Annotated in this window: 12 protein-coding genes; 11 read left to right on the top strand and 1 reads right to left on the bottom strand. The window is 33.5% G+C overall.

Annotated elements, in window-relative coordinates; genetic code table 11:
• Positions 1-29 precede the first annotated feature (29 nt).
• The 6 genes from E0I26_RS03800 to E0I26_RS03775 all read left to right on the top strand — a co-directional run bounded on the left by E0I26_RS03800 (position 30) and on the right by E0I26_RS03775 (position 5,431).
• A complete protein-coding gene (locus E0I26_RS03800; RefSeq protein WP_131915175.1) occupies positions 30-983 on the top strand; it encodes an acetyl-CoA carboxylase carboxyltransferase subunit alpha in 954 nt (317 codons plus the stop codon).
• Positions 984-1,123: 140 nt separating this feature from the next.
• Complete coding sequence (gene dnaB, locus E0I26_RS03795) at positions 1,124-2,668, top strand: replicative DNA helicase (protein WP_131915174.1); 1,545 nt, start codon at positions 1,124-1,126, stop codon at positions 2,666-2,668.
• Between the two features lie 242 nt (positions 2,669-2,910).
• The gene (locus E0I26_RS03790; protein WP_131915173.1) at positions 2,911-3,309 is read left to right on the top strand and encodes a hypothetical protein; all 399 of its coding nucleotides are present in this window, start codon (positions 2,911-2,913) and stop codon (positions 3,307-3,309) included.
• A 7-nt stretch (positions 3,310-3,316) separates the two neighbouring features.
• Positions 3,317-3,946 carry a hypothetical protein gene (locus tag E0I26_RS03785; RefSeq protein WP_131915172.1) on the top strand — a complete coding sequence of 210 codons (630 nt, stop codon included), beginning with the start codon at positions 3,317-3,319 and terminating at the stop codon, positions 3,944-3,946.
• An 8-nt stretch (positions 3,947-3,954) separates the two neighbouring features.
• Complete coding sequence (locus E0I26_RS03780) at positions 3,955-4,746, top strand: sensor histidine kinase (RefSeq protein WP_131915171.1); 792 nt, start codon at positions 3,955-3,957, stop codon at positions 4,744-4,746.
• 4 nt (positions 4,747-4,750) lie between these two features.
• Positions 4,751-5,431, top strand: a complete 681-nt coding sequence (locus E0I26_RS03775) for a response regulator transcription factor (protein WP_131915170.1) — start codon at positions 4,751-4,753, stop codon at positions 5,429-5,431.
• A gap of 263 nt (positions 5,432-5,694) precedes the next feature.
• On the opposite strand, the gene E0I26_RS03770 is transcribed toward E0I26_RS03775, so the two are convergent.
• A complete protein-coding gene (locus E0I26_RS03770) occupies positions 5,695-6,225 on the bottom strand; it encodes a hypothetical protein (protein WP_131915169.1) in 531 nt (176 codons plus the stop codon).
• 702 nt (positions 6,226-6,927) lie between these two features.
• Here E0I26_RS03770 and E0I26_RS03765 point away from each other — a divergent pair.
• The 5 genes from E0I26_RS03765 (at position 6,928) to E0I26_RS03745 (ending at position 14,089) form a co-directional block, all read left to right on the top strand.
• A complete protein-coding gene (locus tag E0I26_RS03765; RefSeq protein ID WP_131915168.1) occupies positions 6,928-8,187 on the top strand; it encodes an asparagine synthetase B in 1,260 nt (419 codons plus the stop codon).
• 65 nt (positions 8,188-8,252) lie between these two features.
• Positions 8,253-9,164 carry a glutaminase gene (locus E0I26_RS03760; RefSeq protein ID WP_131915167.1) on the top strand — a complete coding sequence of 304 codons (912 nt, stop codon included), beginning with the start codon at positions 8,253-8,255 and terminating at the stop codon, positions 9,162-9,164.
• A 569-nt stretch (positions 9,165-9,733) separates the two neighbouring features.
• Positions 9,734-11,143, top strand: coding sequence for an aspartate ammonia-lyase (gene aspA / locus E0I26_RS03755; protein WP_131915166.1), 1,410 nt, complete (start codon positions 9,734-9,736; stop codon positions 11,141-11,143).
• A 413-nt stretch (positions 11,144-11,556) separates the two neighbouring features.
• A complete protein-coding gene (locus tag E0I26_RS03750) occupies positions 11,557-12,897 on the top strand; it encodes an anaerobic C4-dicarboxylate transporter family protein (RefSeq protein WP_131915165.1) in 1,341 nt (446 codons plus the stop codon).
• Positions 12,898-12,904: 7 nt separating this feature from the next.
• The gene (locus E0I26_RS03745) at positions 12,905-14,089 is read left to right on the top strand and encodes a porin (RefSeq protein ID WP_131915164.1); all 1,185 of its coding nucleotides are present in this window, start codon (positions 12,905-12,907) and stop codon (positions 14,087-14,089) included.
• Positions 14,090-14,180: the final 91 nt, after the last annotated feature.

The following is a 14,180-nucleotide window of genomic DNA, read 5'->3' as shown; positions in this document are numbered from 1 at the left end:
CCAAATAAAAACAAAAACGCAAAAATCCTATGGAATATTTAGATTTTGAGCTTCCAATAAAAGAACTAGAAGAACAGTTAGACAAATGTCTTATTATTGGTCAGGAATCAGATGTTGATGTAACGAATACTTGCAAACAGATCATCAAAAAATTAGAAGAGACTAAAAGAAAAATTTATAAAAACTTGACAGCTTGGCAACGTGTCCAACTATCAAGACACCCAAGCCGTCCGTATACAATGGATCACGTAAGTGCTTTATGTGGGGACAGTTTTTTGGAGCTTTTTGGCGACAGAGGTTTTAAAGACGATAAAGCCATGATTGGCGGTTTAGGAAAAATTGACGGACAATCTTTTATGATTGTTGGTCAACAAAAAGGATTTAATACCAAGACGCGACAGTTCCGTAATTTCGGAATGGCAAATCCAGAAGGATATAGAAAAGCATTGCGATTGATGAAAATGGCAGAGAAATTCGGTATTCCTGTTTTGACTTTGATTGACACTCCTGGAGCCTATCCGGGATTGGAAGCAGAAGAACGTGGACAAGGAGAAGCTATTGCCAGAAACATATTTGAAATGATTCGTCTTAAAGTGCCTATTATCACAGTAATTGTTGGTGAAGGAGCTTCTGGAGGAGCATTAGGAATAGGTGTGGGTGACAAAGTATATATGATGGAAAATACGTGGTATTCTGTTATTTCACCAGAATCGTGTTCTTCTATTTTATGGAAAAGCTGGGAATACAAAGAACAAGCAGCCGAAGCATTAAAATTGACTTCTGCTGATATGAAAAAACAAAAATTGGTTGATGATATCATCCCTGAACCTTTAGGTGGAGCACATTATGATAGAGAGACTGCTTTCAAAACGGTGGAGCAATATATTATGAAAGGTTTTAATGAATTAAAAGACTTATCAACAGAAGAATTAATAGCCCAAAGAATGGATAAATACAGTAAAATGGGCGAGTATAAAGAGTAAAATCTTACAAATTAATCTTTAATCCGAAGCCTTACCGTTTCGGATTTTTTTTTGGTTATAAACAAAAAATAGTTACTTATGAACAATTATTTGTAACAACTCAATAACAATATTTTTTTAATTTTTGCTACTTTCGCTCTATGGAAAACTTCAGAAATATAAACCCTGTAAAGGTAGATAAAACAACAATTATAAGCTTAGAAAAAGGGAAATTGCCTCCTCAGGTTCTCGATTTAGAAGAGGCGGTGCTGGGTGCCATGATGATTGATAAAAAAGGGGTAGATGATGTGATTGACATTTTGCAGCCTGATGCTTTTTATAAAGACGCACACAAACATATTTTTGAGGCTATCGTCCAGCTGTTTACAGAAACACAGCCTATTGACTTATTAACCGTTTCTGCCCAACTTAAGAAAAATGCAAAATTAGATTTGGCAGGTGGTGATTTTTACTTAATTCAGCTGACGCAAAAGATTTCCTCTTCGGCACACATTGAATTTCACTCCAGAATCATTTTACAAAAATTTATTCAACGTAGTTTGATCCGAATATCTTCAGAAATTATCGAAGAATCCTATGATGAAACAACGGATGTTTTTGATTTATTGGACAGAGCCGAATCTAAATTATACGAAGTAACACAAGGAAACATCAAACGTAGTTCCGAAACGGCGCAGAGTTTAGTGTTGCAGGCCAAGAAAAGAATCGAGGAAATTGCCGGTCAAGAAGGACTGAGTGGTGTAGCGACAGGTTTTGATAAATTAGACAAGATTACTTCAGGTTGGCAACCAAGTGATTTAATTATTATAGCGGCAAGACCAGCAATGGGTAAGACAGCATTTGTATTATCGATGGCCAGAAATATGGCAATTGATTTTGGAATGCCGGTCGCCTTATTTTCCCTGGAGATGGCATCGGTCCAGTTGATTACCCGTTTGATTTCTTCGGAGACAGGGTTGTCATCAGAGAAATTGCGTACCGGAAAACTGGAAAAACACGAATGGGAACAATTGAGCACCAAAGTTAAGAATTTAGAAAAAGCGCCTTTGTTTATTGATGATACGCCTTCATTGTCTATTTTCGATTTAAGGGCTAAAGCAAGACGTTTGGTTTCGCAACATGGTATCCGAATTATTATTGTCGATTACTTGCAATTGATGACTGCCGGAGGAAACGGAAAAGGAGGAGGAAATAGAGAGCAGGAGATTTCTACGATTTCCCGAAACTTAAAAGCATTAGCAAAGGAATTGAATGTTCCGGTTATTGCCCTTTCTCAATTGTCGCGTGCGGTGGAAACCCGTGGTTCGAGTAAAAGACCGTTGCTTTCTGACCTTCGTGAATCGGGTGCGATTGAGCAAGATGCCGATATTGTATCGTTTTTATACCGTCCTGAATATTACAAAATTGATGAATGGGATGATGATGAAGCTTCACCAACTGCGGGTCAGGCAGAAATAATGATTGCCAAACACCGTAATGGTAGTATTGAAAACGTTAGGTTAAAGTTTATTGGACATCTGGGAAAATTTGATAATCTGGAAGATTTCAGCGGTGGATACGATGATTTACCGTCGAGTATGAATCAGGATGATAACCCTTTTATCACTAAAAATCTCCCATCGGCTAATGAAGCTTTTGGAAGTAATTTGAATGACCCTGATGATGATAGTGATGTTCCTTTTTAGAATACGATCCTTTTTTGAAATACCATTGAAGCCTACTTTTGTAGGCTTTTTTTGTAACTAAAATTCATGTTCAATTCCTCTTGGTAGATTATTGGAACTCTCAAAACTGGTGGCATTTATTTAGTGTGACATTTTTTATTTTATATATAAACCTTTTCTTCATAAAAGCACAAAAAAAATAGTAATTTAGCTCTTCTTTTTCTTAACGGAAAAGTGGTATAACCAAAAAAAAACTAAACACTATGTCAGAAGAAGCCACAACAGGAAACAATGCAACTGAGGGTGCAAAAAAAGTAAACACCATTTTGCTGAAAGATGCCCAAAAATGGGCCAAGCGATGGACCAAAAAAGAAGGGAACTACAACAAACACCACGAATTGCATGCTTTTTTAATTCCAAAAATAGATTTATTGGAAGTATTAAGAGAAGACGTAGATGCCGTAAGGGCTTATATTGGGATTGATGATAATGGAGTGGAGAAATTGATGATCGTAGGTACGAAATACGATCCTGCAACAAATATCTATGTAGATATGATTACGGTGGGAGATGGAAATGTAGCCGCTGTTGCCGATGATATTTATGATTTTACAAGACCTTGTCCAACTACTTGTGATCCTAATAGCCCTTTAAATTATTAGATATTTAATGATTGAAATATTAGCATATATAGGATATTTTATTTTATTATTGAATTTAATCTTTTTTTTTATAAGCTTTTCCAATCAAGGGAAAGCTTATAAAATATTTACTTTGTACTTAGGATTGGTTTTTGTGGTTCAAATTTTGGCTGAAATTTTAAATCAACAAAAAAGAAGCAATTTATTTCTATCCCACTTTTATTTTATAGGTCAATTTATCATATTGAGTTTTTTTTTCTTAGCTATTTTAAAAGAAAAACACCAAAAAAAGATAGTAAAACTAGGTTTGCTTTTCGGTTTGTTAGCTTTAGGGATACAATATGCCAACGATATAAGCCTGTTTTTTAGATTCAATCTGTTTGAAATATTCATTACTTCCTTTTTATTGATTATTTATGCGACCTTTCATTTTTACAATATGTTGAATGAAAAAAAAGAATTTTATTATATTAATATGGGGATTTTGCTCTATTTATTCGGAAGTACCATATTGTTTCTTGTAGGTAATTTGACAATTGGACTAAGTCTAGGACTAAGGAAAACAACTTGGATTTTGAATGCGTTTTTATATATTGTTTATCAAATGTTTATATTGGTAGAATGGAAAAAGAGTTTTTCAAATAAGACACGTCAATAATAAAAGTGATGAAGATAAATCTGGCATACGAAAAAGAAATTGTTGCAATCATTTTGTATACCTCGGCATTTTTTATAATAATATCTGTGGTTTTAGTCTTATTTTTTTATTTTTCGAGAAAGAAAATTATCCAGAAAGAATTGGAAAAGAAAGATTTAGAAATCCAGTATCAAAAAGAGCTTTTAAGTGCGGTAATTATTACGCAAGAAGAAGAACGGAAACGAATCGCCCAAGATTTGCATGATGATATAAGTTCTAAACTGAATATCGTTTCACTGAACTCTCATTTGTTGACAACACCTAATTTGTCCGGAAACGAGATTAATGAAATTACTGCTAATATTATTAATCTTACGGCGAAAGCTTTAGATAATTCCAGAAAAATTGCACATGGTTTGTTGCCTCCCGTTTTAGAAAAATTTGGGCTTCATGCAGGTGTGGAAGAATTGTGTTTGGAATTTAACAGTTCCAAAGCTGTCACAGTAAATTATGAAAATAGAACGAAATTTGCTATTGCTGATAATGACAGGCATTTGCATGTTTTTAGAATTTTACAAGAGCTTATGAATAATTCACTCCGTCACGGAAAAGCCACTTTTATTTCTATTCTTTTTGAAGAAAAAAATGGAGTGAAAATTTGCAGTTACTCCGATAACGGAATTGGTTTTGACATGAAAAAGGATACCAATAAAAAAGGTCTTGGGATGAAAAATATAGAGAGCAGAGTAGCCTTTTTAGAGGGTAGTATCACTATTGATTCTGCTGTGAATAAAGGAGTTTCAGTAGTTTTTAATTTTTAAAAAAATGAACAAAACTATAAAAATAGTATTAGTGGATGATGAAATTCTTTTTAGAAAAGGAATTTCTTTTTTATTGGGACGTGAAACAAATATTGAAATTATTTTTGAAGCTTCAAATGGTGATGAATTGATTTCTTTCCTCCACAACAATAAAAATAATCATCCGGATATTATTATCATGGATTTGAAAATGCCAGTAATAAATGGAGTTGAAGCCACAAAGATTATTCATAAAGAATTTCCTAAACTTAAAATTATAGCTTTAACGAGTTATGATTCGAAATCTTTCGTGGCTAATATGATAGCTGTTGGAGCAGTTTCTTATCTAATAAAGAATGCAACACCCAAAGAATTGTTAGCCACCATAAATGGAGTGGCTGCAAAAGGTTTTTATTATACGGATTATGTGATGAAAATCATTCAGGAATGTGCGGTCTCTCCCAATAAAATATCAAAATCCAGATTTGATGAGGAACATTTGACCAATAGGGAAAAAGAAGTGCTGTTGTTGTTATGTAAACAATATAACAGTAATGAAATAGCCGAAAAGCTATTTATCAGTTCAAGAACAGTAGAAGGGCACAGAAATAATTTATTATTGAAGACGGAATGTAAAAATATAGCAGGATTAGTGGTTTATGCCATACAAAACGAGATTGTGACTCTTGGGGATTTATTAGAATAAAGAAATTTACAGTTCGTTAGTTTATAATACTATTTTTATTTAGATTTTACGGGGATAAATGCCAGATTTGTGTCACCCTGAGCGCAGTCGAAGGGCGACCGGGCTTCGACTGCGCTCAGCCTGACATCAGGGAATAATCACAGTATTTTCAAAGATCAAGTGGTATAAAACCGAAACATTTATCAAGGAAAAAGATAAAAGAGACTACTCAAAAATTAATTTTGAGTAGTCTCTTCATCATAGTTTTTCAAAAGACAGCAGCATTATTTTTTAATCTGGCCGTCTGCATATACTACAATAGTGCGCGTTTCATTTTCTTTCTCTATTTTAATTTTGTACTGTTTTTTTGTAACCACGCCATTTTTTTGAGAATAAAAATACGTGTCCTCTGTAACTACCCAACCCGGAAGCTCTTTTAGAATAGAATGCATAACAATATTAGGGAGTTTTACGTTTTTATATTTTTCATCTACGCTAATTAATTTTTGATCTTCGCTATAGAATGCGAGGATAGTGCCTTTTTTGTTTTCCAGATTGAGTCTGTATATGGGATTTTCTCCATTGTTTTTTGGAATAGAATATTCTACAAATTTTTTCTGAAGTTCTCTTACTGCTGCATCGGGGTGTTTATCGGTTAAATACACATACGAAACTTTCCCGTTTGTTTTTATAACCATACCGGGTAATCCTTCTGTTTCCGGATTTCTATTTTCAAAATCAGTGAGCATAATATCTTGACTGTATGTTGCATTTGTAAAACTTACCAATAACAACGTAATAATAAATGTTTTCATGATGTGTGGTATTAATAAAAATGTTTTGTAAAATGATATTTCGGTATTTATTTTTCCTTATAATCAGTGGTGCCAATAGAAATGATGACTGGATAAACCAAATAATACAATGGTTTTTTTATAAAGGAAAAACGGAATCGATTTTTAGGCTCTGTCCCTATATTTCACGCTTTTTATAAAAAGATGGGATTAAGGCCTATTTTAAAAAATAGAGTCATAGGCATTTTGTTTTATGGATTAATAAAAAAAGCCAATAGTAATGTTGGGTAGGTTTTCTCAATGACTTGGTAAGGGGAACCAAGATTCAAGGCGCCATGATTTTTTAACGCTTGAATATTTTAACTATATTTGAAAGAGCTATTGTATAGTTTTGGAGCTATAGCTTATTTCAGGAGTAGGATTTAAAAAATTTAAATTTTGCTTTAATGGTTTTTCAACGAATGTTATTTTTTTTAAATGTTGAAAATTAAGAAAGAATAAATTGAATAGAAAGTACATAATACACAATGAGTATTACGATTAATAGGAACAAGCCGATTCTTTTTAAAAAAAATTTAAACTGCTGATTTTTTTTTCTCTCTTGTATGGCATTATTATTCATGATCATCATATGTCTTAATATATTATTCAAAGTTAGCGACTTCGAACAGTGTATAAATGCGTATTTTTACCTGTTTTTATAGCTAACATAGATTTATACTTATGTCCAAAAGAATATTGTATTCGCTTTTTTTTCTGTTATCAATAACAGCTAAAGCTTCTTTTATTTTGTTGCCAATGGATGAAACGAGCCAGCAAAATCATCTGAAAGCCTATGGAATAACCTATTGGTGTTTAGATAAAAATTACAAAGCCAGTTGGTTACTGAACTATCGTGGAGGTTCCTTTTTATTGCCTGATGCTGAGGAAATACGCAAAGAATGCCAGATTCGAGGGGTGAGTTTTGAGATTATTTCTGATGGTGAAGAGTTAGCCATTTTAAATGAAATATCCAGTCCTTCCCAAAATATGGAATCAGTTGTACTGGAAAAAGCACCTAAAATTGCTGTTTATACTCCTAAAGGAAAGCAACCTTGGGACGATGCGGTGACTATGGTGTTAACGTATGCCGAAATTCCTTTCACACCAATTTACGATGAAGAAGTTTTAAGCGACCAACTATTACTTTATGATTGGTTGCACTTGCATCATGAGGATTTTACGGGACAATACGGTAAATTTTACGGAGCTTATAAAAATGTACCTTGGTATATTGAGCAAAAGAAAGAGGCCGAAACACTAGCAAGTAAATTAGGATTCCCTAAAGTGTCTCAAGAAAAAGTCGCTGTTGCTAAAAAAATTAGAGACTTTGTTATAGGCGGTGGATTTATGTTTGCCATGTGTTCCGCAACGGATAGTTTTGATATTGCTTTGGCTGCGGATGGCGTTGATATTTGTGAAGCTATGTTTGATGGGGATCCGAGTGAGGGAAATTACCAATCAAAGATGAATTACAGTAATTCGTTTGCCTTCAAAGATTTTATTTTAGAAAGAAGACCGGAACAATATGAATTTTCAGATATTGATATGACTTCGAAAAGAAGAGTTCCTATGGAGAAAGATTATTTTACTTTAATGGAATTTTCGGCAAAATGGGATCCAATTCCCAGTATGTTGTGCCAAAATCATACGCAGTTGGTTAAAGGATTTATGGGACAAACGACTGCATTTGATGCTTCTTTAATAAAATCGAATATTCTGATGATGGGTACTTGCGAGGTTAATGGTGAGGCACGTTACATTCATGGTCAAAAAGGGAAGGGAATGTTCACTTTTTATGGTGGTCATGACCCGGAGGATTTTCAGCATCAAGTAGGCGATCCACCTACAGTTCTGGATTTGCATCCTAATTCGCCGGGGTATCGCTTGATTTTGAATAATGTATTGTTTCCCGCTGCGAGAAAGAAAAAACTGAAAACGTAAAGGATTTAGGATTTGACCCTTAGACTGCCTCAGGGTAACAGTTAATATTTACAATTCATAAGGCAATGAACTACGAAACTATTTTACAAGAAGTATATCAAGAATCTAAATCAATTCCAACTGTTGGAAATGTTTCCACTTCAATTCCGGAATTGTCAAAAGTTGATCCGGATAAATTTGGGATACATTTGACAACTATTGCTGGAGAAGATTATGGAGTTGGGGATTGTAATGAAAAATTTTCTATTCAAAGTGTGTCCAAAGCATTAACGGTTGCATTGGCATTTTCCTTTTTGGATGAAAAAATATGGGAACGAGTAGGAGTGGAACCTTCTGGAAGTGCTTTCAATTCCTTAGTGCAATTAGAATATGAGAAAGGTATTCCTAGAAACCCATTTATAAACGCAGGCGCAATAGTTATTGCAGATATGCTTGTGACACATTTGAACAATCCAAAACAAGATTTTCTGGATTTTATAAGATTGATTTCCGGAAGTCCAACTGTTGATTTCAATTTTAAAGTAGCGCAATCTGAAAAAGACTTTCGTTTCAGGAATGCTGCTTTGGCAAATTTTTTAAAGTCGTTTGGGAATATTAATAATGATGTAGAAACGGTTTTGGATTTTTACTTTCATCAATGTTCCATAGAAATGACATGTAAGGAATTAGCCCATTCTTTTTTCTTTCTTGCCAATGAAGGTAAAACCAAATCAGGGGTTCAAGTTTTGGCCCAAAGTCAAGTAAAAAGATTGAACGCTCTAATGCAAACATGTGGTTTTTATGATGAATCGGGAGAGTTTACTTATAAAGTAGGATTGCCAGGAAAAAGTGGAATTGGCGGCGGAATTGCTGCTTTGTATCCGAAAAATTTTGTAGTTGCCACTTGGAGCCCACGCCTTAATGAGAAAGGAAATTCAGAGTTAGGAATGAATGCATTAGAATTATTGACCACCAAAACGGGGATGTCGATTTTCTAGAAACAAAAAGAGATTATTACGACCTATCGCGTGGACATAAGTTTAAAAGAGGACGCAGATTATCGCAAATTTACACAGATTTTTTTTTTGAAATTCAAACTGTCTTGAGTCTTCGGGACGGGTCAATTTTTTTTGAAATATTTGTGTCCAGACGATAGTTGAAAGCCTTTTTTCTTATTGATTTGGGTTTTTTATATGCAAATAATGATTTGAAATTATAAATCGAAAAATTTTTTAAAATAATTTGAAGAAAACATTCGTGGTGTTTTCGTTGGAATGACTACTTTTTGTTCTCTTTTTCACCACTTAATTTTTCATTGTATTTTTATTATGTTAAAGGACCTCATAATTCTGTATACTGCTCCTGACATGCCAAATCGTGTATTCTTCAAACATGATATTTATCACAATTATTCTTTTTTTTACCTATTAAATTTGTTAAGTCTTAAGAAGGTGGTTGTTCAAAAAACATGATTTTCCGTAAAAAAAAAAGCATGTTTTTTTTAGTAATTATTTTTTTAGACATAGAAAATTATCAATTTATTAAATAATTACAAATTAATTTTATTATGAAAACGACAAGAAAAGAGCATGATTTTTTAGGTGAATTAGAAATTCCGAATCATTTATATTACGGTATACAGACTTTTAGAGCCGTAGAAAATTTTAACATTACCGGTATCTCAATTTCAAAAGAGCCTTTATTTATCAAAGCTTTAGGATATGTAAAAAAAGCTGCTGCATTGGCAAATAAAGATTGTGGTGTTTTAGACACAAAAATTACAGAAGCTATTTGTTATGGAAGTGATCAGCTTATTGCCGGTAAATTTGATCAAGAGTTCGTTAGTGATTTGATTCAAGGTGGAGCTGGAACTTCAGTAAATATGAATGCAAATGAAGTAATCGCAAATATTGGTCTTGAATATTTAGGTCATAAAAAAGGAGAATATAACTTTCTACACCCGAACAATCATGTAAACTGTTCTCAGTCTACGAATGATGCTTATCCATCAGCTTTTAGAATTGCACTTTATTTAAAAATGGAACGCTTTATTAAAACTTTAGGCGGTTTAGAAATTGCTTTTTCTAAAAAGGGAGTAGAGTTCAAAAGTGTATTAAAAATGGGACGTACACAATTGCAAGATGCGGTTCCGATGACTTTGGGACAAGAGTTTCATGCCTACGCAACTACTATAGGCGAAGACATTAAGAGATTAAAAGAGGCACAAAGTTTATTGTTAGAAATAAACATGGGAGCTACAGCTATTGGAACTAAAGTAAATGCTCCAGAAGGATATCCAGAAATTTGTGTGGATTATTTAGTAAAAGAAGTAGGTATTCCTCTAACATTGTCTCCAGATTTAATTGAAGCGACTGTTGATACGGGTGCCTATGTTCAAATTATGGGTACTCTAAAAAGAACTGCAGTTAAAGTTTCTAAAATCTGTAACGATTTACGTTTGTTAAGTTCAGGTCCAAGAACAGGATTTAATGAAATTAATTTGCCAGCGCGTCAACCAGGATCTTCAATTATGCCGGGTAAAGTAAATCCTGTAATTCCAGAAGTAGTAAATCAGACTTGCTTTTATGTTATTGGTCAAGACTTAACAGTGACAATGGCTGCAGAAGCAGGTCAGTTACAATTAAATGTTATGGAGCCAGTAATTGCTTTTGCAATGTTTACTTCATTAGACTATTTGGGAAATGCAATCGAAACCTTAGTTGACAAATGTATTGTTGGAATTACGGCAAATACAGATCATTGTTTTAATATGGTAATGAATAGTATTGGAATAGTTACCCAATTGAATCCAATCCTTGGATATGAAGAATGTGCCAGTATTGCTGGAGAAGCGCTTAAAACAAACAAAAGTATACATCAGATTGTAGTAATAGAGCGTAAGGAAATTACTCAAGACAAATGGGATGAAATTTTTTCATTAGAAAATTTGATAAACCCTAAGTTCATAAATTCATAAATTTTTATGAATATTCAGATTCCGGCCTTGTTATCGTTAACGTTTTAGCAAACGAAAATGTTAAATGAATAGTTTGTGTTGGCTTTGGGATCTGTTATATTAATGCTTCAGTAAGTAATTCACTTGAAAACGCATCTGAGAAAGATGTTCTTGAATGACGTTCTAATACAGCGGATTCAAGTGGGTTTACTTTACTTAATGATGATAACACTACACTTTTTTATTGTTGGGGATGATCTTAATCCTCAAAAGATAGCGTTTTATTACTGTTTTCTTTTTGAAAACAAATGATAGGACAGAAATTCAAAAAATATTTTTAGAATAGTATTCAATTATAATTGGAAGGAGTCCTGTTTTTAGGTACCTCCCAGTATAATTGTGACTAAATCAAATCAAATTAAACAACTATTTTTATGTTCTGGATAGAATTTTTAATCCTTTTAATCGCGATCCTTATCGGATCACGAATGAAAGGTATAGGTCTCGGTGTAATGGGTATTTTTGGATTAGTGATTTTCGTACTAGGATTTCACATGAAACCAACGGAGCCGCCTATGGATGTTATGTTAATTATTATTGCAATTGTGACTACTGCCGCAACTCTTCAAGCGTCAGGAGGTTTAGATTATTTGGTTAGTTTAGCCGAAAAAGTAATTCGAAATAATCCTTCAAATGTTACTTTTATCGCCCCTTTTGCAACTTATATTTTATGTTTATTTGCTGGGACTTCTCATATAGTGTATTCTATATTACCCATCATTTCCGAAGTGGCAACAAAGAAAAGAATACGCCCTGAGCGTCCTCTAAGTATCTCGGTTATTGCCTCTCACTTAGCCTTAACAGGTAGTCCTATTAGTGCCTGTACTGCTGCTCTGGTAGTGTTGTTGGGATACCCCGGAGCCCTTTTTGATGTCATGATGATATCCATTCCTGCAGGTCTTATTGGGACATTGGTTGCTTGTTTTGTTGTTAGAAAAAAAGGATTAGAATTAAATGAGGACCCTATTTTTATTGAGAAAATGAAAGATCCCGAGTTTGCTAGAAGTATTGATTTCAGTACAGAAGGTAATGGTGTAAAAGTAAGAGCGGGTGCTAAAACTGCGGTTATGATTTTTAGTGTTGCGATTTTGCTAATTGTAATAGCTGGGGCTTTTCCGGAGTTATTGCCCAATTTTGGACCTGGAACAAAAAATCTAGTTCTTAAGGATGATGGTACCGTTTCTATGGTAACTGTTATTTGTCTAATCACTTTGTCAGCTTCCGCTGCCATGATGTTAATTACAAAAACCAGTGCAGTTGCTGTTACCCAAGTTAGTCTATTTGGCTCTATGGCTTCAGCAACAATATCTGTGTTTGGTGTAGTTTGGATGGCTTCTACTTTCATGGAAAATAATTCGGTTGTCATCAAAGAGTCTTTAGGTAGCGTTGTTACTGCTTATCCTTGGACTTTTGCTATAGCTTTATTTCTTTTAGGAATCATAATGTTTAGCCAAGCTGCTGCAGTTAAGACTATGATACCATTGGGTATTGCTTTGGGGTTATCCCCCATAGTTTTGATAGCTTCCTTTCCTACGGTAAATAGTTTTTTTGTATTACCAGGTTACCCAACATTATTAGCAGCTATCAATTTTGACAGGACGGGAAGTACAAAAATCGGGAAATATGTTATCAATCACAGTTTTAATCTTCCTGGTATTGTCGCTACTGTTGTCGCTGTTGCTGTTGGGTTTTTAATAGGTTCAATTATTTTATAAAAAGATTATGAAAACTATAAATAATATAAAAAGTAGATTGTTTTGTTTCATTGTTTTATTTATTCCAATTATTATTCTTGCTCAAGAACAAGGGGAGGATCCATTGTTGTATCAGTCGATAATTCCTATGTCAAAACAATCTTTATTGAAAGACGTTGATGTTATTTTTAATACTCGCTTTAGCTTTAATTCTAAATTTGAAAATGGGGATTATGAGAAATCTGTATTTTCAGTCGACCAATTTCGACTTGAAATAAGAGGAAAGATTCATGAAAAAGTGAGTTTTAGATTTCGTGATAGATACACAAGAGCTCCTAAAATAGGCAGTCAAGATAACATTAATAGAACAACTGATATTGCCGCTTTATTTATTGATTTTACTCCTAGAACCAAATTTTCTATGGGAAAACTATTGGCTGATTTGGGGGGGTATGAATTTGATATGAATGCAATTTATATTTTGGAGTATAATGATATTTTGGATAATTCTGACCACAATTTAACGGGTGCTGGTATATCCCATAAATTAAAGGATAGCAGGAATACATTTATGTTTCAAATATTGGATTCAAGAACAAATGTTTTGAAGGAACAATACGATAATATTGTACCAGATGGGACAATAGAATCAAAAACGGCTTTGGCATTTGTAAGTAATTGGCATGGAACCTTTTTTGGAGGTAAATTTGAAACGTCTTATAGCTATGGTTTCTTTAATGAGGCCAAAAACACAAGCATGAATTATATCGCACTTGGGAATAAGTTTAAAAGCAATAAATTATTGTTGTATTATGATTTTAAGTACAGTACAGAAGATTTAGATCGTAGGGGTATTGTTCGAAAACTTGTTAAGAGTGATGATGCATCAAAAGATGTGGTATACGTCGAAAATTGGCTAAGAGCAGAGTATAGAGTTCAACCAAAAGTAAATTTAGTCTTAACTCTTATGTCTCACAGTTCTTATTGGAATAGTAATCCTGATGTTAATGCTTGCAACAAATTATATACTAGCTATGGTCTGATTCCGACTGTTGAATATTATCCTTTCAAAGATTTGAACCTGAAATTTTATTTGGGTTATATAGCCAGAAGATACGATTACTCTTCTTATGCTGAAAACGCTTATGGTTTGGAAGATAAAAATACAGGAAGATTAAGTTTTGGAATTATTGCGCCAATACTGGTTTTATAACTAAATTTAGATCTTTCTAAGTGCCACTCAATTTGAGTGGTTTTTTTTTTATCCTTCATCAGACAGGTTTATACTACCTGTCAGTATTTCT

It is taken from the genome of Flavobacterium rhamnosiphilum (assembly GCF_004349195.1).
GTDB classification, from domain to species: domain Bacteria; phylum Bacteroidota; class Bacteroidia; order Flavobacteriales; family Flavobacteriaceae; genus Flavobacterium; species Flavobacterium rhamnosiphilum.
This window is presented reverse-complemented; position numbering and strand designations above follow the sequence as displayed.